A 22,053-nucleotide genomic window follows, 5' to 3' on the forward strand; every position below is an offset into this window, starting at 1 on the left:
GGGTACTGAGGTAAGCTTTTAATGTGTAGTCTATTTTACTCGGTTAAAGGTTTGATCTGGCTCTTGAAGATAAAGTTCCTTATCTTTTAACATATATTTTGTTTTTCCTAAATTTCTTCCTTTAGTGTCTGTGATTGTCAATTCTTTCTTTTGTTTATCAATTTTCACTAGTCTTTGTTCTTTGTCTCCGTCTGAATCCTCAGAGGTGACGGTCCCAGCATTTCCTTTAATCACCATGACTAAATGATCACGTTTTGTTAAAATTTCATAAGTTCCATCTAAGGGATCAGTCGTTAATTTCTTTATTCCAAAAATTAACACTAGTGCAATTACAACTAAACCTGCAATGCTCTCCTTACGTTTGGTTTCAAATAAGCTTTTTAATTTACCAATTACATTTTCCATATTGAACTCTAATTCCTTATTTTACCCACTTACCTGAGCCATCTACTTTGTAGCCATCTGGGGTACGTTCGTTGACTGCCATCTTACCATTCGATTTGAGGTAGTAGTCACCTACCCATTGGTTACGAGCATAGCTTCCTTCTGACGTTAGGTAATAGTAAGATTGGTAGCTACTATCATAAATCCACTCACTCTTGGCCATTTTACCATCTGATTTAAGGTAGTAACTTCCAGCCCAGGTATTACGTGCATAGCTACCCTCTGCTGTCAAGTAATAGTATGATTTATAGTTATTGTCATAAATCCACTCGCTCTTAGCCATGTAGCCACCTGATTTGAGGTAATAACTTCCTGACCAAGCATTTTGAACAAAGTTACCTGAAGCATTTAGGTAGAAGTAAGAATTGTACTGAACATCAAAAATCCATTGATTGACTACTTTAACACCAGCTTTATAGTAAGAAGAACCTGACCAACCAGTCTGACCTGAGTTAGAGCTAGTGGTTTGTTTTGGAGCTTCAGTAGCTTTGGGTGCTTCTACTTTCTTAATAGGATAGTATTCCTTATCTGATATTCTAAAAATTTCTGAACGTCCAAAATAACGTTTTCCAAAATCATCTACACTATATATATCTAAATAATAATTGCCATCCTCTACTAGAAGTAAATTAATACCCGACTGTAATCTATTCTTGCCATCAAATTTACCAAAATAATGCGATTCAGTCAAAGTTCCAGTACTCTCATTAACTATATCAAAATAGAGAGAAGTACTATCATTAACGTTGGAACTTCTTTGTAGGTCAACTAAAAGAGTAGCTGATGTAGAACCTCCCGCTGTCGGTATTAAGGTGATTTTCAAGGGATTTTGAGTATCCTTGACACTCATATCTGTTAAAGCATGAACCTCCATTGGTTTAGAAGTCATAAGACCCACTGATAACAACGAACCTGCTAATAAAGAACTAACTAATATTTTTTTATTTTTCATGATTTCAAATTCCTTTTCTCATCCTTATCCTACCCACTCACCGTTGGTATTGACTGTATAGCCATCTGGTGTAGTGGTGTTTACTGCTAAAGCTCCTGAACTATAGGCGTAGTACCATTTACCAGAAACTTTAAACCATCCTGTTGTCATAGCACCTGACTTGTCAAGATAGTACCATGAACCATTATCTTTTACCCATCCTGTAGCCATTGAGCCTGAGTTATTCAAGTAATACCATGTACCGTTATCTTTTATCCAACCTGTAGCTATTGATCCTGACTTGTTCAAGTAATACCATGTACCGTTATCTTTTACCCATCCTGTAGCCATTAAACCTGACTTGTTAAGGTAATACCATGTACCATTATCTTTTACCCATCCTGTAGCCATTGAACCTGAGTTGTTCAAGTAATACCATGAGCTACCAGTTTTGACCCAGCCAGTTTTCATCCAACCTGCGTGATCAAAGTAGTACCATTTATCCTTTATTTGTTCCCAACCGTTGGTTGTATATGAACCATCAGCATGTTTGTACCACCAACGACCAGATGATTCAATCCAGTTACCAGCTTGTGAGTCTTCTACTTTCTTGAGTTCTGTATCTGTTTTCTTCTTCGCTTGTTTCCCTGCAAGATACTCCAGATACCAATCTGATAAATTGTAGTCATCCTTGCTTTCAGCCTTAACCAACTTATCAAACTCTTCTTGGATTTCAGCTAGTTTAGCTTGTTCAGCTTTCAATTTAGCTGTAACTGCATCCAATTTGTCTTGTGCCAATTTTGCAGCAGATTTTTCTTGAGTTAGTTTTGCTTCTAAATCAGCTACTTTTGCTTGCGCATCTGCAAGATTTTTGTCTGCATTTAGATAAGCACTCAATTCAGTTGCAATTGCTTTCGCATCTGACACCAATTTGTCTTTTTCTTCATGGAGTTTTGCTTGTTCAGCTTGAAGAGCAGTCAACTTGTTTTCTTCTGCTTGCAATTTTGCTTGCGCAGTTGTAAGAGCAGTTTCAGCATCTTTTTGAGCAGTTTTGGCTGTAGCTAGTTCAGCTTTAGCTGTTTCAAGAGCAGTTTCTTTTTCTGCTTGGCTTCTTGAGAAGTTTTCAACAGCTGTTTCAGCAGTTGCTTTACGTTCTTGTGCATTTTTCAAAGCAAGGTTTGCCAATTGCAAGTGCTTTTCAGCAACTTCTGTTTGAAGTGGACTAGCTGTTTTGCTTGCCAATTCTTTTTCAGCTTCTGTTTTAGCTTCAAGTGCAGAAGCATATTTGCTTGAAGCTATTGCCAATTCTGCTTTAGCATTTGCAAGCGCAGTTTGAATTTTAGCAAGTTCATCTTTTACTTTTTTGAGATTTTTATTTAAATATTCTTCAATTCTATAAATTTTGTCAATAAAAGGTCGAGAGACATTATTTACATATTGAATTGTTTCAAAATACATAAGCCGTTGAGTAATATTTCGTACTTTTTTATCATCATCAATAGCTTTGTTGATAGCATTATTGATGATTGCTTTATATTTATCCGTACTAATACCATCAGCCAATGTAACTGTTCCATTAGTATCTTTTTTTAAATATTCATATTTGGTATATGGACTTGATGATTGATTGGGTGAAATAACAGGTAAAGTTTTTAAGTGAGGATGACTTATCACCATAGTTGCTGAATTTGAGCCATTGTCAAATACAAATTTAGCTAAAGGTACATTATGTATCTCTTCATACTTTTTAATTTCAGCATCCATAGCGTTTAGTTTATTCTGTTTTTCAGGATCTACTTTTTTCGTTCTAATATACTCATTTTGAGAATCAATGAAAAAATTATCATATTCTTGCAGAAGATATGCATAGTTTAAATCATTATACAAATATTCTTTTGCTTTTTTTATACTATTACGCATATCTTCTAAACTACTATGTACAGTTTCAAACATGCTTTTCGCATTTTGACTATAAATTATTTTATCTTTTAATGCATTATGGAATGAGTGAGTGAAAAATGCTCCTCCTTTATTATTTTGATAAATTCCCATTAAAACATTTGGACTATTAAATAAATTTTTATAATGACCAAAACTAGAGTGTGCATCAAGAAATGCAAATGATAACATGCTATCTGTAAAGTTATTGCTCAGGTCATTAAACGAATAACTTGACTTTGATAACGATGTAAATTTACGAGTATTCTCTGCAAAAGCTCCTGTTTGTTGAAGCTCTTCGTTTGTCCCTAATATATGGTCTGGTATCTCAGAAATTGCTTTATTTTTATTTTCATCGCTATTAACATAACGATTCCAAATATCCATAGCTTTAAAACCTGATTCAATATTTGCTTCTGTAATTTGATTAATAGGTTTAACACCTAATAATTTTCTAAAAGCATTCAACTTTGATGAAAATACGATATTTAATGCCTTATAATCTTCCTTAGATAAGATTAATTTTCCATCAGTTATAGTATAGTTTCTATTAAAAATCTCATCACCAACTAGTTTTCTAACTAAATTTTGTGATTTTTCATCTTTGTATAACTGATACATTTGATTAAGCAAATTTAAACTAGCATATGTTTGTGCTTCTTGATATTTATTATTTTGAACTAGTTCCGCAAACTTTTTCATATGCGTGGAAAGTGTAGAAGTCTGTTCTTTAAAGTAAAGTTTTCCTGTTTCATCATTTATTTCTGATAATAGAGTCATTGCATATTTTTCTTCTAAAGATAATTTACTATCATCAGTATCAACAGAATTTTCAGCTAGGTCGACTTCATGTTTAAGGGAATCTGCTTTTGTTTGGATGGATTCAACTTTATTTTGGTCGGCGTCCATCATTTCTTTAGCTAGTTTCAAGGCGTCATTTTTGACATTCACATTGTTTGTAGCTTGTTTGATGGCTTCTGCGCGGTTGCTATCTGCTTTCTTAGCGGTTTCGACAGCTTTTGTTGCGCTTGAAATATTCGCATTTGCTTGTTCAATATCTTTTTCTGCTTGGGCAAGTGAGGCTTTTGCTTCACCAAGTCCTGAACCATTTAGCGCGTCTTCAGCTGATTTTACATTCGCTTCTTTAGCGGTTACTGTTTTATCCGCTTCAGCTTTCTTACTTGTTGCGCTGGCAACGTTAGCTGTTTCAGTTGCTACAGTCTCAGTTTGTGCTTTAATCGCTTCAGTAGACGCTTCAGTTGCTTTTTGATTAGCTTCTTGAGCTTTTACATTGGCATCTTGTTTAGCTTTTGTAGCTGTGATATTTTCTTCTGTAGCATTGGCTTTAACAGCTTCCGCAGACTTCAAGTCCTCTTTAGCGCTTGTCAAAGCAGTTTCAGTAGTTGTAACAGCTTGATTAGCAGAAGTAGCTTCAGCTTTTGCTGTTTCACTTTCAGCTTCAACTTGCTTAACAGTAGACGCTTGAGCATCAAGAGCAGGCTTGACATCAGAAGATTTCTTCACTTCTGGTTTTGCATCAGCTACAGCTTTTGAAACAAGAGCTGGTTCGTTTACAGCAGTTGCATCAACTGCTGTTGTAGTAGTTGCTTCTTGAGCAAATGCAGGCACACCAACAGACGCAAGCGCAATAGCTGTTGAAGTTGTGAGGGTTTTCAGTTTCTTCATCATTTTCTCCTTTAATGACTGATAGAATAGGATTGAGTGGTAAGTCAATCCTTGTTATACTAGTATAACAAGCTTACTTTATTTTCCATTCTTTCCCTTATCATACCATAATAGATATTTAAATTTTTCGGCATTTAAACTATAGTTTCAATGTTATTTAAAAAATCCAAAAATAGCATAGAATTCTAATATTTTGTAACTATAGTTTTCTTTTCTCTATTTTTTCTCTAAATTTTTGTATAATAGTTTTAGAAGTATGTAAGGAGATTATTTATGGAAAATCTATACCCATTTGGAGCTACATTTAAGTATCTGCGCGAAGCACGAGGACTCAGCCTAAAGGAAGCCGCCTCAGATATCGTATCACCACAGTTCCTAAGTCAATTTGAAAAAGGAGACAAAGGAATTTCACTTGAAAACTTTGCCAAACTGTTAATTGTTATCGGAGTGGAATGGAATGATTTTGTTCTAGCCTATGCAAATAAAGGTGGAGACTGCTTAGAATTACCTGCTATTGAATTTGGCAAGCATGTGGTCCATGAAGAAGATATTCTCACTTACATTGAAGAATACGAAAAATTATTTGATGTCTATCTAAAAGACAATTCACTTCAAGCAGAGATGATTTTTAAATCAATCAAATTAAGACATTATCCAACCATATCAAAGAGTCCAGAAACTGTTGCCAGAATTCAAAACATTATCAATCATTTAATGAAATCGGATGTCTTTAATAGTATCGAACTTGAAATTTATCGCGTCATCGTCAATCATTCTCCTATGGAACTTATTGACCATATGAGCAAACAATTACTACTTATGTACAAAGAAAGTGCTAATACTGACACCTACATCCGTATTTTAAATGCTCTCACTTTCTCCGTAAAATATTTCTCTGAACTGGGTTACTATCAAAAGGCTGATGATATTATTAAAAAAATTAAATCACTTCAGACCTTCGAACGAGGCTACCTGGCTATTCCCCTCATGTTCCTAGAAGTTGAACATGTTTACAATCAATTTAGATGGAATAAACCTGAGGCTATTCCCTTAGCAAAAAATTTATTTAATTATCTTCAAAGCGCAAAATTTATTGATCAGCAATACTACTCTAATTTTATCAACGCCTTCACTTATCATTGCCATGCATTAAATAAGACTGGAATTGATTTATTCTAATCATCAAAAAAGTTGCTCCATTTTAGGAACAACTTTTTTATTTATAATTAAAAGTTTCCCCTGCCAACTTATCAGCTAGCTTGGGAAAGAGACTATAAAACTTATGGGCTAGGTTCAATAAAACAGGAAGATTGAGGTCTCGTTTATTTTTTCCTATAATCTTGACAATCTTTCTAGCCACTGCATCTGGTTCTAGCAGGAAGCGGTCAACCGACTTGAGATAGGTTCCATCTGGATCGGCCTGGTCAAAAAATCCTGTTCGGATTGGTCCTGGATTGACCGTTGTCACATAGACTCCATAGGGCATAAGTTCGAGGCGCAGAGCATTTGAAAAACCAATGGCCGCAAACTTGGTCGCTGAGTAGAGACTGGACTTGCCAGTAGCTATTAGACCTGCCATACTGACGATATTGATGATATGGCCTTTTCGACTTTCCTTCATTCGAGCCGCAAGGCGACGAGATAGATTCATCAGAGCAAAAGTATTGACCTCGAACATCTGGTGAATATCTTGGTCAGAAATCTGGTCAAATTCCTCAAAAATCCCGTAACCAGCGTTGTTTATTAAAACATCAATCTTGCCATAGCGGAGATAGAGGTCAGTTACCAGAGTTTCTAAGGCTGAATCATCGGTAATATCGATTTCAATCAATTCTGCACAGGGATGATTTCTGTAGATTTGGACTAATTTTTCCTTATTTCGACCAAGCAAGATGAGTTGGTCATTTTGCAAGAGTTTGACCATTTCTTGGGCTAGACCACCGCTAGCTCCGGTAATGAGAATAGTAGACATACTTATCCTTTCTCAACCTTTTAGATTTCCACTTCTTCCAAGTCTTTGACCACATGGACATTTTCAAAGACACTAGCAGCGTCTTTTTTGAGCTTGCTGATATCTTTTGAGAGGAAACGGGCACTGATATGGTTGAGCAAGAGGCGTTTGGCTCCTGCTTCTACCGCTACTTGTGCAGCTTGCATGTTAGTAGAGTGGCCATGGTTACGAGCAATTTTTTCATCACCCTTGCCATAAGTCGACTCGTGGACTAAGACATCGGCATTGACAGCCAGACGCACACTGGCATCCGTTTTTCGAGTGTCTCCTAAAATAGTGATAATTTTACCTGGACGGGGAGCTGAGATATAGTCAGCAGCCTTGATTTCAGTACCGTCTTCAAGAACAACATCCTGACCGTTTTTGATTTTTCCAAAAAGTGGGCCAAATGGGACACCTGCCACCTTGAGTTTTTCAGCATCCAGCGTTCCTTCTAGGTCCTTTTGCATGACACGATAACCAACACAGAAAATAGTGTGGTCCAACTCCTCTGCATACACAGTGAATTTATCGGTCTCAAGGATTTTTCCTAAAGAATCTTGGTCAAACTCATGAAAATGAATACGATAAGGCAGGCGCGAACCTGACACACGAAGGCTGGTTAAGACAAAGGACTTGATTCCTTGAGGTCCATAGATTTCCAAATCTGTCTGCTCTTCATTGGCCTGAAAAGCACGGCTAGAAAGGAAACCCGGTAATCCAAAGATGTGGTCTCCATGTAGGTGGGTGATAAAGATTTTGCTGACCTTACGCGGTCGAATTGTGGTTTCCAGAATGCGATTTTGCGTTCCTTCTCCACAGTCAAAGAGCCAGACTTCGTTAATCTCGTCCAAGAGTTTCAGGGCGAGACTTGAAACATTGCGGGCTTTAGAGGGCTGACCTGCCCCCGTTCCTAAAAATTGAATATCCATTCGATACTTTCTAATTAATCAATATATAACATGGCTGTGCGGTTTTCCGATCGGAAATAGCGCTTGCCAGAAAAAGCAGTAGCTTCCTGTAATAACTCCTCTTGGCTGTAGCCTTTGAGACGTTTGCGACCATCAGCCAAGCTTTCCAAATCAGTCAAAGCTGTGAGACTTTCCACACTAACAACTTCCTCATCTCCAACATCCTTCATGTAAATCTTACCAGACTCTTCAAAGACTAGTTGATGGGGGAAAATTTGCGCAATTTCAAAGAGCAAGTCATCTGAAATCTTCTCTTCATTCTCAGAGAAAATCCGACCAAGACCCTCACTCTCATAACAAAAACCAAAGGATTTACCAGACAGATTAAGTCGAATAAAAGGCTTGTTTTCGAGGGTGAAACTTGGTTCAACATTGTAAAGATTCAGTTCCTGACTGAGTTCCGCAAAATAATCCGTCGCTGCTTCAGGACTTTTTTTCTGGTAGAGTTCTGCAAAGTAAGCATTGACCACGCTAGGTGGAGGAGTGATCAGTGCCAACTGCTCTTGATTTGTTTTACCAGCTAGAAGTTGATCTAAGTAAACCTTATCTAGGCTTGTATAACCTCCATACTTTAGAGCCAAAGTTTTAATATCAGTCATAAAATTCTTCTAACCTCCATTTATTTTTCTCGGAAATGTAGCCTGTAATCACTTCGCCGTCCTCCTGATAATCGCGTTCTTCAAGAATCGCAACACTTTCTAAATCATGAATCTTGTAGGACTTTGAAAAAGGCACACGCAGAGTAAAGGATTCAAAAATATCCTTGATTTTCTCTAAAAACAAAGCCTGCAAATTCTCACGACTATCCTCAGACTTGGCAGAAATGAGGGCATAAGGCGTTTGGGTAGGCGTGAAATCCTCCACCAAATCCCCTTTATTATAAAGTGTCAGACGAGGAATATCTTCCATCTCCAAGTCTTTCATGATGGACAGGACTGTTTTTTCATGCTCCTCGTGGTAAGGATTGCTGGCATCGATGACATGAACCAGAAGATCCACATGCTTGCTTTCTTCCAAGGTTGACTTGAAACTGGACACCAACTCTGTCGGTAAATCTTGGATAAAGCCAACAGTATCAGTCAAAGTCACTTGGAGATTGCCCCCCAAATGGATACTCTTGGTTGTCGCATCCAGGGTCGCAAACAGCTCGTCTGCTTCATACTGGGTCTTGCTGGTCAAGGTGTTCATGATGGTTGATTTCCCAGCATTGGTGTAGCCAATCAAACCAATCTTAAAGGTACTCGACTCCAAACGTTTTTCTCTGACAGTCGCCCGATTTTTCTCAACCACCTTGAGTTGGCGCTCGATATCCGTGATTTGATTGCGAACGCTACGACGATTCAGCTCCAGCTGGCTTTCACCAGGTCCACGGGAACCAATTCCCCCTGCCTGACGGCTGAGCATAATCCCCTGACCAACCAAGCGAGGCAAGAGATACTTGAGCTGAGCCAAATGCACTTGGAGTTTCCCTTCATGGCTTCGAGCCCTCATGGCAAAGATATCCAAAATCAACTGCATACGGTCAATGACCTTGACACCTAGAACTTCTTCTAAATTGACATTTTGCCGTGGAGTCAAACGATTATTGACAATGACAGTGGTAATCTCTTCTGCATCCACCATGAGGGCAATTTCTTCCAACTTACCAGAGCCGACAAAGGTCTTGGAGTCATACTTTTCACGTTTTTGTCTATAGCTATCTACAACGACTGCTCCAGCTGTCTTGGCTAGACTGGCCAATTCTTCCATAGAGAGGTCAAAATTGTCCATGCCCTGCAATTCCACACCGATGAGCAGGACGCGTTCCTCTTTTTTCTCCGTTTCAATCATTTAAAAACTCCTCAATCTGGTTTAAAATATGGTCTTTTACACCATATTCTCCTATCTGATAAAAGGTCACCTGCATGCGATTGCGGAACCAGGTCAGCTGACGCTTAGCAAAACGACGGGTCGCCTGTTTGAGACTCTCACTAGCTTCCTCCAAGGTCTGCTCTCCACGGAAATAAGGAAAGAGTTCCTTGTAGCCAATTCCTTTGGCAGCCTGCACATCAGGGTAATGGTCAAAAAGCCACTTGGCCTCATCCAAAAGCCCAGCCTCAAACATCAGGTCCACTCTGTTGTTGATACGTTCATAAAGCTGACTACGATCATCATCCAAGCAGATAATCAGCGGTTCATACAAGGTCTCTTGATTTTCCAAATCCTGACCAAAATGGGCAATTTCTAAGGCACGCATAGCACGACGACGATTAAACTGAGGAATCTCAAGACCTGCTTGCTTCACAAGATGGGCTAATTCTTCATCTGTATAAGGCTCCAAACTAGCTCGATAAGCTAAAATCTCCTCATGGGGAGTCTCCCCACCTAGATGGTATCCTTCAAGTAAACTCTGGATGTAAAGCCCAGTTCCCCCAGCAATAATAGCTAGCTTGCCACGGCTGTGAATATCCTCAATAGCCATCTTAGCTTCTGAAACAAAATCAAAAGCCGAGTAAGACTCGGTTACCTCTCTAACATCGATTAAATGATGGGGAACAGCTGCCTGCTCCTCGGGACTAGCTTTAGCCGTCCCAATATCTAGACCACGGTAAACCTGCTGACTATCGCCACTCACAACTTCCCCACCAAAGCGCTTGGCCACTTCAATAGCAAGAGCTGTCTTTCCAACTGCAGTCGGTCCAACAATCACAATTATTTTTGTTTTCATCTTTTTTCCTTGAAAAATTCCCATTTTTTCGTTACTATTATTATAACACAAAAAGGTCAGTCAGAAAAATGTGACCTCTTGAGGAGGCTGGCTGATTGAGAATATAAAGGAGGAAGACTCATGGCTAAAGGATTCGCTAAAGGTCTTGTAACAGGTGTCGCAGGAACTGTCGCTGCACTTGCAGGTGCAGTATACGCATTTAAAAAGAAAGTAATCGAACCAGAAGAGCAAAAAGCAGCTTTCATCGAAGAAAACCGTAAAAAAGCAGCTCGCCGCCGCGTATCACGTTAAGAAACAAAAGAAGTTGGGATTCATTGTCTCAACTTCTTTTTTCGCTTCTTTTAAATAGCTAGGTCAAACTTCAACTGCGGCTTAACAGGGTCATAATCCACCAACTCAAAATCTTCTGCTTTGATATCAAAGAAATTAGTCCCAGCAGGAGCATTCAGTACCAAACGAGGTTGGCAGTTTGACGGCTCACGACGAAGCAATTCCTGAGCTTGTTCAAATTGATTGTCATAGATATGGAGGTTATTTATGAAATAGAAGAACTTCCCAACCTTCCAGCCAAAATGCTTGGCAATCATCATTTGAAGAGCCACATACTGCATAGCATTGATGTGGTGGGCCACCAGCATATCGTTAGAACGCTGGGTCAAGGTCGCATCCAGATAGATTTCTCCATCTACACGGCGAACATCAAACATGGTCTGAAAGGCGCATGGGAGCAGCCCATCTGTTTCTTCGAAAGCCTGGTAATCCCAGAGCGAAATGATATTTCGGCGGTTCCAAGGATTGGCTTCCAACTGTTTGAGAAGCTTATTGATGATATCGTGTTTCTTAACAACGGCACCATAGCGCTCACCAATGGTTCCTGTATCTCCCACTTCCCAGTCATTCCAGTAGTGAACATTGTATTTGTCATTAAGCACCTCTAGGCTATTAGACTGGTCTTGGTAAATCCAGAGCACTTCCTTGATAGCGGATTTGATAGCGATTGGGCGCAGGGTCGTGATGGGGAATTCCCCATTAGCCAAGTCATACTCGGCAAAGGCACCCGTTACATACTTAGAGTTAGCAACAGTTCCATCCTTGTACTTAGGACGAGCCTGCTCTGAAAAGACACCGTCTTTGAGGATTCGTTCAATATTTTCTTTAAAAATTGTATCTGCTTTTGTCATTTACTCTTACCTCATTTATTGTCCTAACTAGTATAGCATAAAAAAGAAAAGAGGAACATTACTAACTCTAGGTTAGCATTTTTCCTCTTTGATTATTTTATTGCAATACAAGTGATGCTGCTCCGATTACTCCAGCGTCGTTTCCTAGAGTTGCAAGAGCTAATTTTGTTGATGTACGTACTTGTGGGAAACTATTTTCGTCGTAGACTTTTTGAACACCTTGTAGAAGGAATTCTCCTGCAGCTGACACACCACCACCGATAACAATTGTTGATGGGTTGAGAATTGAACCGATGTTAGCACAAGCGATTCCCAAGTAACGTGAGAAGTTACGGTAAACAATCAAAGCAAGGTCGTCTCCTTCTTTTGCAAGATCAAAGACAGTCTTAGCAGTTACTTCTTCTCCGTTATCAATCAAGCGTTTCAAAGCTGCATCGCCTTCGTATTCATCGGCATAGCGACGAGTCAAATTGACAATACCTGTTGCAGAAGCAACTGTCTCAAGGCAACCTTTCTTACCACAGGTACATGCGATTGGTTGGTCAAAGTCAACAGTGATGTGGCCAAGCTCCCCTGCTGCACCAGCAACACCGTGAAGCAATTTGCCTTCTGCGACAATACCGCCACCAACACCTGTACCAAGTGTCATAAAGACAACATCTGGTTGGTTATCACCAGCACCCATCCAACGTTCACCAAGAGCTGCCACGTTGGCATCATTATCGATGAAGAATGGGATACCCAAGGCTTTTTCAATCTTTTCTTTAATTGGTTGAAGGGTTTTCCAGTTCAAGTTGTAGGCACCAATAACTGTTCCTTTTTCACGGTCAACCACACCTGGTGACCCCATTCCAATACCTTGGAAATCCGCTGCCACCAACCCAAGCAAGTCCAAACGGTGTTGAATAGACTCAATCATATCATCTACGATATGACTTCCCTCATCCAAAATGTTAGTCTTGATAGACCATTTTTCTTGGATTTCTCCTGCTGTTGTTAAGATTGCAAATTTGATAGAAGTTCCACCAAGGTCAATCCCAATAATCTTTTGACTCATCATATTCTCCTTTTTCATTATGAATTAATTGAAAATGCTTACAGCACTAGTATAACAAAATTCACTCATTTATGCAAAGGTTTGCGTGAATGAATTATAAGGAATTTTTCGCCTACCAGTATCTGTTAGTCATCTAAATGATTAATTGCATAGTTAGCTTCTTCCTCTGTAAAGCCATCTATAGAAGAGGTCAATTGGTTGATGAGACGAGACTTAGACATATTAAATAATTTTCTATAGTTTTTAGCATTAAATAAGGCATTATATTTATAATCGGCTTCTAAATGATCAACCGCATATTGAGCTGCATCATTTGAAAATTTATCAAAATCAGAAGTTAATTGTCTATACATACGTTTTTTTGACATGTGGAATAACGAATTATAACTTTTTGCCTTTCCTAAAGCAGCAGAATATTCACTATTGCTATCATTACTAGAAGAAGCTGTACTTGCTTGACCTTCCTTCCAAACTCCGTCAGCGCCAACATAATAACGTCCACCATCAACCCATTCATTGACAGCCATTTTACCATTCGATTTTAAATAGTAATTTCCTTGCCATGTACTATAAGCATAAGATCCATCTGATTTCAAGTAATACCAAGCTTGATAGGTAGCATCATAAACCCATTCACCTTTAGCCATTTTACCATCCGATTTCAAATAGTAGTTCCCTTGCCAAGCATTGCGAGCATAAGATCCATCTGATTTCAAGTAATACCAGGCTTGGTAAGAAGAGTCATAAACCCATTCACCTTTAGCCATTTTTCCGTTTGATTTAAGGTAGTAAGCTCCTTGCCATGTACTGTAAGCATAAGATCCATCTGATTTCAAGTAATACCAAGCTTGATAAGAATCATCATAAATCCATTCGCTCTGGGCCATTTTTCCGTCTGCTTTCAGGTAATAACTTCCTTGCCAAGTATTTTTCACTGGATTTCCATTTCCATCAAAGTAGTACCAAGCACCGTCCTGCTTAACCCAACCACTTGTTGTAGATGAAGTTGTGTTGGTTTGAGCCGCAGTTGCTTGTTTTGCTTTAAAGGCACCCTTAGGAGCATTTTTCAATTCGCAAGCCACACCATCATGATCGCGGTCTAACTTGGCAGAATAACCAGGGTCTCCCTCATGAAGATCCGAATAGCCATTAGCCCAAGCTTCCTTACAACTAGAAAAATGAATGTTTTCTTCTGCTAAAACTGGTTGTAAAAACAAGGCTAAAACTGGCAATGTTGCCAGACTCATTTTTAAAAATAGACGTTTGTTCATCTTTTTCTCCCATAATTATGATATCGATTTCATGTTTATTTTATCAGATTTATTTCTTCAATTCAAGGAAAAATCAATCCTAGTCCTTATAACTTTTCATTACAATTCTTATTTTTGAATAAATAACTCATACAAGCCTCTCACTGCATTACAGCCGTAAATAGCTTCTGCTTGGGCTAAATCTGTCAAGGTAAAGACTTTCTCTTCTACCTGTCCTCTTTCCAGCAAATGCTGACGGTAAATTCCTGGTAAGATTCCCAGTCGGATAGGCGGTGTGTAGAGTTTCCCAGCGATTTTCAGAACCAAATTTCCGATAGAGCTTTCAAGCAGTTCTCCTTTTACATTATGGTAAATGATTTCCTGTTTCCCTAGAGTCAAGTGTGGTCTATGAGTCGTTTTAAAATAGGTAAATGCTTGATTCAAATCTGCTTCTTGCAGACAAAGTTCGGCCTCGCAAAAACTTGGACTAAGGGATGTTAAGATTTGTCGACTGAGTTCTATCTCTCCAGACTTGCTAAGGCTAATTCGCAAGCGGTAATCTTGATTAGCATCACAAGCCTGACACTCCTCCTCTATCTTTCGTTTCAAGTTTTCTGAATCAAAAGGATAAGCAAAATATCGACTAGCTTTTCTCAGTCTTTCCAAATGTTGATCTTCAAACAGCAAGCTCTTCTGACTGATTTTTCCAGTTGTAATTATTTGGAAACGAGCTTGTTTACGATAGAGAACAGCTGCCTTTTGATGAACCTCTCGGTATTCAGATTCCCAAGTGCTATCCCATGTAATGCCTCCGCCAACTCCATAGATGGCTTTTTCTTTATGCAGTTGAATGGTCCGAATGGCAACATTAAAAATCCGTCGTCCATTTGGAAGCAAGAGACCAATCGTTCCACAGTAGACTCCGCGTGGTTGTGGCTCCAAGTTCTTGATGATCTCCATTGTCGCAATTTTCGGAGCTCCCGTTATGGATCCACAAGGAAAGAGAGAACGAAAAATGGCAACCAAGTCCACATCCTCTCGCAACTGACTCTTGATAGTCGAAGTCATCTGCCAAACAGTTGAATACTGCTCCACTTGACACAGACGCTCCACATGTTCACTGCCCACTTCAGAAATACGGTTCATATCGTTGCGCAAGAGGTCCACAATCATCATATTTTCAGAGCGATTTTTGGGGTCCTGTTCCAACCAACTGGCCTGCTCCAAGTCTTCTTGGTCAGTCATGCCACGCTGAGTCGTTCCCTTCATTGGTCGCGTCGTCAATTCACGGTCATTTTGCTCAAAAAAGAGTTCTGGACTCATGGAAATCACTGCCATCTCATCGTGTTCCACATAGGCATTATAGCCTGCCTCCTGCTCTACCACCATGCGATTGTAGATGGCAAACGGATTAGCACTTAAATCTTGCTTGAGTTGAACGGTATAGTTGACCTGATAGGTATCTCCCTGCCGCAAATGATGGTGAATCTGAGCAATCGCCTTTTCATAATCCTCTGCAGACGTTACTTCCTGCCAATTTGAAGGCAAATCAACCTCATCATAAGTCAAAGGAATTGGAGAGGTCTCCACCTTATCGTGAACAGTAAAGTAAAGCAAATACTCGTCCAATAAAGGAGCCTTGTGAACTGCTAATTTCTCCTCAAAAGCAGGTGCAGCCTCGTAGCTGACATAGCCCACCACATAATAGCCTTGCTCTTGGAAACTTTCCACTTGTGCCAGCAAGGCTGTTACTTCTGTTAAATCTCTGGTTTTTAACTCTTTAATGGGCTGGGTAAAGATGTATCTCTCCCCCAAAGCCCTAAAATCAATCACTGTTTTTCTATGCATACCTTAAGTATAGCACAAAATAAGAAAACCCTCATCCGCAAAGCAGATGAGAGATTTCGATTATTTAAAGATTGAAGTTTTAAAGCTATTTGTTTGTTGAAGAAGTTTCTTGAATAATTTCTCTTTAAGTGATACAGTATTATCAAATTTAACTGATCCATTTTTAAGAGTAGCTTTATCTTTATCAACAGCAGTAGCAAATGCATTCTTCAAGTCATCGTAACTACTGTATGTAGTGCCGTCAATTGTAACTGGATTAAATCCTGCTTTCGCTTTATCAACAACTTCTTTGAAGTATGCTTTCTTCCAATCTTCTAGAGTATTAAATTTACCATCAGAAACTTTCTTAATGATAAAGTCATCACCTAGAGTAGCATGACCAGCCTGTTTAGACTCATTTTTCAGCATGTTAGAAGCGTAGTTTAAGAAGCCTTTTTCATATCCAAAGTAACCCCACATACGGAATGTGTTATGTTTGAATGACATAGAGCCTGGAGCTCCTTCACTTGTATTACCACCATAGATACCAGCAGTGATAGGCACCGTTACATAGGCAGAGCCAAATCCAGTTGGGTCATAAGTACCATTACCAGGACCGTGTTTGGTCATGAAGTTCTTATCTACTAGGTCGTTAACAGAAGTTAAGTTATATTCTTTTTCTTCTGCATTCAAATCACGAACCTCATCGTATTGGTTCTTCGTATTAGCGTTACGTAATTTCTTAGCAACTTTCTTGAACCAAGCATTGTTTAGTTCTTTGCTACCTTTATCAAGAACGGCTTCTCCTTCAAGATAATCAAGAAGCATAAGCGTATCATTGAAACCTTTCATGTAATGATCAATTTCAGCGCGAGATGTAAGGTCATTTGGATTTGTGTTATACCATTGATTTCCGTCATTTGGACGTTCGTATGCCATGTTTAATCCAAGTGCTTTGAAGTCACCGTTTGGACTTGTTTCAGCAGGAGATTGCAACATACCTTGTGCAAATGCTTCTAGGTCAGTACCTTCACGGTGTCTTGAACCACCTAAGTAAACCATACGGTCATTTACGTGAGTCGTTTCGTGAGTAAATGCAGAGATACCGAAGTCACTAATCATATTGGTAACCATGAAGAAAACTGAATCATCCTTATAAGGATTACCGTAGATACGAGCTACAGCTCCCATACGCCAGTCAGTAGCATGGTAACGACCTGTTGGCCCGTATAATTCACGGATAGGTGCTACGTCTTTACCACTATTCGTATGTCCGTATTTATCTGTGCTGATTCCTTTATAATTTTGGTTATCTAACACAGGAGTTGGAACCATGTTATTGCTCTTAAGCAGTTGATTACGAACTTTATCTAATGATAGACGAGACCAGAAGTCTAGGTAATTTTGTTGACCTTTAGCGACTTTATTGATTTCAGCTTTGAATGCTTCGCGTTCTTCTGCAGTATTCTTACCGTATTTTTCAAATGAACTGTATGCCATAGTGTTATATGTTGAGATTAAGAACATATGCGCATCTTTCAAGTTAAGAAGTGGTAGAATCATCTTACCATGCATGTCATTGTTTAATCCCTCGTAGGCTCTGTGTTTCTTATCAGCAAATTCAGGAGTTGTTGTCTTCGGTTCAACGACATATACATTATCTTTAGTTGCTTTTATAAACCAATCGTTTAAATCTGTGTCACTTGTGAAGAGTTCCATATTGTATTTCAAGAACTCATGTAAATTACCTTTACCAGTAGCACCGGCAATCACTTCACGATAAGCATCGTGAGTGCGGTCACCCTTAATATAACTTTCTTTAGAGCCAATATTGATGATTCTATCTAAGACGCTAACGTTCTTACCGTAGAAGTCCGGTTTGAACAACATTAACTCTTTAATGTTAAAGTCATCGAATTTAACGCCGTAGTATCGGTTGAGGTAAGACAAACCAAGAAGAACTGCGGCCTTATTGTCATCGATTTTCTTAATCAAGGCACGTTTTGCAGCTTCATCAGTGTTAAGCTGGTGATCTTCATTTTCTACTAACTTCGTAACGAATTTATTAAGATTATCTTTAACATACTTGAAGCTTTCTTCTAGGTACAAGTCCTTAATTGCATTGACTTTGTTAGGACCAGTTCTACCCAAATGTTGGTAAATCGGGTCAGATTGCAATTCAACTGAACTTAATTTGCTTTCAATAGCACTGATTAAATCTGTACGATCTTTAACAACCATATTTGGTGTATAAACGACTTCACCCAATTCAGCCACGCTATATTCTTTCACTTGTTTCACTTTAGATTCTTTCGGTGAAATTGTAAAGATGTCTTTTGTCTTATCTGCGTAGTGAACCATAATATGGTCGGCATCTGTAAGGTCTGTGACAAAGTCATTGCCTTTCATAGCAGTTACAGACAATACTTCTTTAGTCATTAGTGGACTATCAGCAGCTAATTTATTTCCTTGATTTACAATCCATTCTTTGTTGTAGAACGGTTGAAGTTTTTCAACATTACGATAAGCAAGTTCACGGTCTGCATTGTAATCTTGAGTATCTTTGTAAGTGTCAGATTTTGGTTTAACATTATTTAATGTATCTGAAACAAGAGGATTGATAACATAATCATTAGCCGTAATTCCTAATGTTGCAATTTTCTGGTCAGCTTCATCTTGAGACACTTCTTTAATTCGGTTAGAAACAGAGAATTTAAATGAACGTTTACCTGTACTTACATCTTTCACGATAAAGTTACGTTCTAAAGCGTTATTTGAGAAGTATCCACCATCTTCGTCAATATCTTTAGATCCATAGAACACTTCACCATTTTCAACTTTCATCATAGACACAGAGTCTGCAACTTTACCCCATGCCCAGTTCTTACTAAGGAAACCACCTACTTCAACAGGTGTATTTACTTTAATAGTTCCTTTAGTAACAGCGTTACGAACAGAACCATATTTACCAATTCCGTTAGGATCGGAACCGTTATCGGATCTAGCAACAAATCCACCGATACGAGCTTTATTAGCAGCTATATCAGCTTCTACATATCCTTTATCAACATTACCTTTCCAGATTTCACCAACCATACCAGCGAAATCCCATCCTCTGTCACCTACACCAGTAAGTTTACCGATATAAGCAACATTAGTAAGTTGTCCGCCGTTATCTAATTTGTTAACAAGTCCGGCAATTCCATCTCTACCAGTGATGCTACCAGTTACTTTAATATTCTCAACAGTAGCATTTTTAACAGTTCTAGCAAGAGCAGAAATGTTATCAATCCAAGGCATATTAATATCGACATTAGCTAAGTTAACATCTTTAACCGAACCACCTTCAATACCACCAAATAATTGACGTGTCATATTGTGGATTGAATAACGTTGTCCCTCAACACTTGATAACTTACCTTTAAATGTACCAGGAACATACTCTTTATTTGGAGTTGGTACATTAGCTGCATTTAGATCTGCACCAAGTTTGAACTCACCGCTAGGGTTAGCTTTCATATCTTTTACAAGCTCATTGAAGTTGTAGTAAACATTACCTTCTTTTGCTTTTTGTTTTTCAAAGTAATGAACATACTCTTCGCTAAGTGTGTTATCTGCATTACGTTGAACTAAGTCTGGTGCTTTGGCAGTGACTTTATATAAAGTTTTTCCGTCTTTTTCTACTTCTTCAATCTTGTCAACAGCAAGTCGTGTAACCTTGTTGTCGTGAGTTGTAACTCGTAGGTAAAGTGGGGCAACATCAGCTGGTTTTTCTGTAAGCAAACTAGTATCTGTTTCATTACCGTCAGCGTCCACACTCATCAAGCTTGTTTCTTTGATATTTTTGATTTCAACTTTTTTGAGGTCAATTCTTAGAGGTTCTTCATTCAGAACTACTTCCTCATCGCCTTCACCACGGTCATAAACCATCTTAGTTTCAATCTTATAATCTTTGTAGTATTGTAAATCTGTCAGGCTAGCTGTTAAGTTGTCAGGTGAAACATTCAATGTTTTCACAATCTCATCACCTTTTTTCAGAGTTAAGGTGATAGATTTAATGGCCGCCTTGCTTGGATTTTCTAGACTGTATTTAACATCTGAAGTACGTTTCAAATCCTTAGGTTTAACTGCAGTGAGGGTCAATACTGGTTTTTCAAAGCTCTTAGTACCACGTTTCAAAATTCGGTCTTGAGGGGCCTCAATTACTTCTTCCGTTACTTTTGGTGCATCCTCAGTCTTAACTCCTTTGATAGTATTAAAGGTCTTAGTGATTTTTTTCTGACCTTCTTTACCTTCTTGAGCTACAACTTCTAAACCGTTTTTCAGTTGAGCATCTTCTTCAATCTTTTCTTCGAATGGAATCTTTTCAAGGCTTTCCTCTACAAGAGTTCCTTCAATTGGTTTTGTACCACGGCTTACCTGTTGATTTACAGGCTCCTTGGTCACTTCCGTACTAGTTGAAAGAACTTGGTCAGTTTTGACACCTTCTACCGTTTTATAGGTTGTTTTTGTAACTTGACTTCCTTTTTCACCATTTCGTAGGATAATTTCTTCGTCTGTATACTTAGTTGGATCCTCAGTAGTTTCAGTTTTGTAGTCAAGTTCTGTAGTTGATTCTTCAACAAGGGTTCCCTCAGTCACCTTATACTCAGGTAATTGATCTTGAACAAGTGCTTGACCTGCTTTACCTTCCTCTTGGGTTCCTTTAGACTCTACTATAGCTTCTGGTAGTTCCGGTTGCGTTAAGGATTGACCTTCCTTACCTACCTCTTGAGTTCCTTTAGACTCTACTTTAGCCTCTGGTAGTTCCGGTTGTGTTAGAGCTTGACCTTCCTTACCTACCTCTTGAGTTCCTTTAGACTCTACTATAGCTTCTGGCAATTCTGGCTGTGTTAGGGCTTGACCTTCTTTGCCTGCCTCTTGGGTTCCTTTTGCTTCAACTGGAGCCTCTGGTAATTCAGCTTGTGTTAAGGCTTGACCTTCTTTTCCTTCTTCTTGCGTACCTTTAGCTACTTGGTGAGTTGGTTCAGCTTGTGGTACTGGAGTTGAGGTAGGTTGCACCTCTTTCTTAGTTCCGACTGCAATGACTTGCGGCACAGGATTTTGAACCACTTGGTCTTCAATGACTTCTCTAACTTCTTGACCATTGACCATCGATACTTTAGTTACAAGACGACGCTGACCCTTTACTCCTGCTGTGACGATACGAGTCTTTCCTTCTGCTAGATTCGCGTCTGGACTTGTGACCGTTTCAAAAGGAATCTCCACCAAGCTCTCTTCCTGTCTAACCTGAGGCTTCTCAGAAACTGGTTTTTCTTCAACAGCAGGAGCAACTGGATTCTCTACTACAGATTTTTCGACAACAGTTTCAGGAGTGACAGCAGGTCTTTCTTGAACGACTTCTGTTTTCTCGATTTCATTTGCATTTTGCTTTTCTACTGGCAACTGAGACTTCTCAGCTGAAGCTGGTCTTGATGGATGGAGTTCTGCTTCCTTGAAGTATCCGATGTACTCATAGCCATCAATATGAATAATCCCTTCAGCTAAACCTTCATGTGTAGTGGCCGAAATAGTTTGGTTATAAGAAAGCAATTCTTTATTTTCAAATGCAAATGTCCCGTAAGGCACAAAGGTGCTAGCTCCTAAAGAACCAATCAGAAGAACACCTAGAACCTCTTTGCGACCTTTTTTGGACACCAAAAAGACTGCTAATGAGGCCGTTGCCAAACCAAGACCTGCCAAGGCTAGTTCCTTACTTCCTGTGTATGGAAGTTGTTGACTGTTAGTTGCCTTCTTACGATAAACTACATATAGAATATCATCATCTTGAAATTCTGTAGGAACCTCATGATGAATCAGGGCTTTTTCAGACTCGGTCAATTCCTGCTCCGCCAAATAACGGTAATGAACACTATGAGCACTGCCAACTTCATTGGCTTGAACCTTATCTACTGAAAGGGCACTGGCTCCAAAAAGGAAGGCTCCGATGGCTACAGGACCTACCCCAACAGTTAGCTTACGAATCGAATATTTGGTGATTTTTTCTAGTTGCTGTTTTGTTTTTCTCATTT

Annotated in this window: 14 protein-coding genes and 1 pseudogene; 2 read left to right on the forward strand and 13 right to left on the reverse strand. The window is 39.0% G+C overall.

The genetic code is table 11. The features are described from left to right. Window positions 1–30 precede the first annotated feature (30 nt). From N8L90_RS04880 to N8L90_RS09565, 3 genes and pseudogenes are all read right to left on the reverse strand, one after another. The gene (locus N8L90_RS04880; protein ID WP_000432464.1) at window positions 31–405 is read right to left on the reverse strand and encodes a hypothetical protein; all 375 of its coding nucleotides are present in this window, start codon (window positions 403–405) and stop codon (window positions 31–33) included. A gap of 16 nt (window positions 406–421) precedes the next feature. After that, complete coding sequence (locus tag N8L90_RS04885) at window positions 422–1,396, reverse strand: PspC-like choline-binding domain-containing protein (protein WP_000791275.1); 975 nt, start codon at window positions 1,394–1,396, stop codon at window positions 422–424. Between the two features lie 24 nt (window positions 1,397–1,420). After that, window positions 1,421–1,921: pseudogene (locus N8L90_RS09565) on the reverse strand (choline-binding protein A); the annotation flags it as partial. A gap of 3,351 nt (window positions 1,922–5,272) precedes the next feature. On the opposite strand from N8L90_RS09565, the gene N8L90_RS04895 reads away from it, so the two are divergent. After that, a complete protein-coding gene (locus N8L90_RS04895; protein WP_000429573.1) occupies window positions 5,273–6,178 on the forward strand; it encodes a helix-turn-helix domain-containing protein in 906 nt (301 codons plus the stop codon). A 37-nt stretch (window positions 6,179–6,215) separates the two neighbouring features. On the opposite strand, the gene N8L90_RS04900 is transcribed toward N8L90_RS04895, so the two are convergent. Genes N8L90_RS04900 through miaA form a run of 5 tightly spaced genes read right to left on the reverse strand, consistent with a single transcriptional unit; the run spans window position 6,216 to window position 10,667 of the window. Then, window positions 6,216–6,971, reverse strand: a complete 756-nt coding sequence (locus N8L90_RS04900) for an SDR family NAD(P)-dependent oxidoreductase (RefSeq protein ID WP_000104115.1) — start codon at window positions 6,969–6,971, stop codon at window positions 6,216–6,218. Window positions 6,972–6,991: 20 nt separating this feature from the next. Beyond that, window positions 6,992–7,921, reverse strand: coding sequence for a ribonuclease Z (gene rnz / locus N8L90_RS04905; protein ID WP_261024416.1), 930 nt, complete (start codon window positions 7,919–7,921; stop codon window positions 6,992–6,994). Window positions 7,922–7,935: 14 nt separating this feature from the next. Continuing rightward, window positions 7,936–8,559, reverse strand: coding sequence for a cystathionine beta-lyase (locus N8L90_RS04910; RefSeq protein WP_261024419.1), 624 nt, complete (start codon window positions 8,557–8,559; stop codon window positions 7,936–7,938). After that, entirely contained in the window at window positions 8,552–9,790 is a 1,239-nt protein-coding gene (hflX, locus tag N8L90_RS04915) for a GTPase HflX (RefSeq protein ID WP_261024421.1), read from the reverse strand. The genes N8L90_RS04910 and hflX overlap by 8 nt, the downstream gene beginning before the upstream one ends. Next, entirely contained in the window at window positions 9,783–10,667 is an 885-nt protein-coding gene (miaA, locus tag N8L90_RS04920) for a tRNA (adenosine(37)-N6)-dimethylallyltransferase MiaA (protein ID WP_261024423.1), read from the reverse strand. The genes hflX and miaA overlap by 8 nt, the downstream gene beginning before the upstream one ends. 120 nt (window positions 10,668–10,787) lie before the next feature. On the opposite strand from miaA, the gene N8L90_RS04925 reads away from it, so the two are divergent. After that, a complete protein-coding gene (locus N8L90_RS04925; RefSeq protein ID WP_001051777.1) occupies window positions 10,788–10,958 on the forward strand; it encodes a DUF3042 family protein in 171 nt (56 codons plus the stop codon). A 50-nt stretch (window positions 10,959–11,008) separates the two neighbouring features. Here the strand turns inward: N8L90_RS04925 and N8L90_RS04930 are convergent, their stop codons facing one another. From N8L90_RS04930 to N8L90_RS04950, 5 genes are all read right to left on the reverse strand, one after another. Continuing rightward, a complete protein-coding gene (locus N8L90_RS04930) occupies window positions 11,009–11,848 on the reverse strand; it encodes a thymidylate synthase (protein WP_261024425.1) in 840 nt (279 codons plus the stop codon). A gap of 97 nt (window positions 11,849–11,945) precedes the next feature. Beyond that, entirely contained in the window at window positions 11,946–12,905 is a 960-nt protein-coding gene (locus tag N8L90_RS04935; protein ID WP_000078563.1) for an ROK family glucokinase, read from the reverse strand. 125 nt (window positions 12,906–13,030) lie between these two features. Then, a complete protein-coding gene (locus tag N8L90_RS04940; RefSeq protein WP_261024427.1) occupies window positions 13,031–14,176 on the reverse strand; it encodes an Ltp family lipoprotein in 1,146 nt (381 codons plus the stop codon). A gap of 108 nt (window positions 14,177–14,284) precedes the next feature. Then, the gene (gene pabB, locus N8L90_RS04945) at window positions 14,285–16,003 is read right to left on the reverse strand and encodes an aminodeoxychorismate synthase component I (RefSeq protein ID WP_153192097.1); all 1,719 of its coding nucleotides are present in this window, start codon (window positions 16,001–16,003) and stop codon (window positions 14,285–14,287) included. Window positions 16,004–16,063: 60 nt separating this feature from the next. Then, window positions 16,064–22,051 carry a ZmpA/ZmpB/ZmpC family metallo-endopeptidase gene (locus N8L90_RS04950; protein WP_261024429.1) on the reverse strand — a complete coding sequence of 1,996 codons (5,988 nt, stop codon included), beginning with the start codon at window positions 22,049–22,051 and terminating at the stop codon, window positions 16,064–16,066. Window positions 22,052–22,053 lie beyond the last annotated feature (2 nt).

This window comes from Streptococcus mitis (assembly GCF_946190115.1).
Classification (GTDB): domain Bacteria; phylum Bacillota; class Bacilli; order Lactobacillales; family Streptococcaceae; genus Streptococcus; species Streptococcus mitis_CO.

What these genes read in the sequence shown, in the direction of transcription:
- N8L90_RS04880 (WP_000432464.1), bottom strand. Translation starts at nt 405, where the DNA reads ATGGAAAATGTAATTGGTAAATTAAAAAGCTTATTTGAAACCAAACGT.
- N8L90_RS04885 (WP_000791275.1), bottom strand. Translation starts at nt 1,396, where the DNA reads ATGAAAAATAAAAAAATATTAGTTAGTTCTTTATTAGCAGGTTCGTTG.
- N8L90_RS04895 (WP_000429573.1), top strand. Translation starts at nt 5,273, where the DNA reads ATGGAAAATCTATACCCATTTGGAGCTACATTTAAGTATCTGCGCGAA.
- N8L90_RS04900 (WP_000104115.1), bottom strand. Translation starts at nt 6,971, where the DNA reads ATGTCTACTATTCTCATTACCGGAGCTAGCGGTGGTCTAGCCCAAGAA.
- rnz (WP_261024416.1), bottom strand. Translation starts at nt 7,921, where the DNA reads ATGGATATTCAATTTTTAGGAACGGGGGCAGGTCAGCCCTCTAAAGCC.
- N8L90_RS04910 (WP_261024419.1), bottom strand. Translation starts at nt 8,559, where the DNA reads ATGACTGATATTAAAACTTTGGCTCTAAAGTATGGAGGTTATACAAGC.
- hflX (WP_261024421.1), bottom strand. Translation starts at nt 9,790, where the DNA reads ATGATTGAAACGGAGAAAAAAGAGGAACGCGTCCTGCTCATCGGTGTG.
- miaA (WP_261024423.1), bottom strand. Translation starts at nt 10,667, where the DNA reads ATGAAAACAAAAATAATTGTGATTGTTGGACCGACTGCAGTTGGAAAG.
- N8L90_RS04925 (WP_001051777.1), top strand. Translation starts at nt 10,788, where the DNA reads ATGGCTAAAGGATTCGCTAAAGGTCTTGTAACAGGTGTCGCAGGAACT.
- N8L90_RS04930 (WP_261024425.1), bottom strand. Translation starts at nt 11,848, where the DNA reads ATGACAAAAGCAGATACAATTTTTAAAGAAAATATTGAACGAATCCTC.
- N8L90_RS04935 (WP_000078563.1), bottom strand. Translation starts at nt 12,905, where the DNA reads ATGAGTCAAAAGATTATTGGGATTGACCTTGGTGGAACTTCTATCAAA.
- N8L90_RS04940 (WP_261024427.1), bottom strand. Translation starts at nt 14,176, where the DNA reads ATGAACAAACGTCTATTTTTAAAAATGAGTCTGGCAACATTGCCAGTT.
- pabB (WP_153192097.1), bottom strand. Translation starts at nt 16,003, where the DNA reads ATGCATAGAAAAACAGTGATTGATTTTAGGGCTTTGGGGGAGAGATAC.
- N8L90_RS04950 (WP_261024429.1), bottom strand. Translation starts at nt 22,051, where the DNA reads ATGAGAAAAACAAAACAGCAACTAGAAAAAATCACCAAATATTCGATT.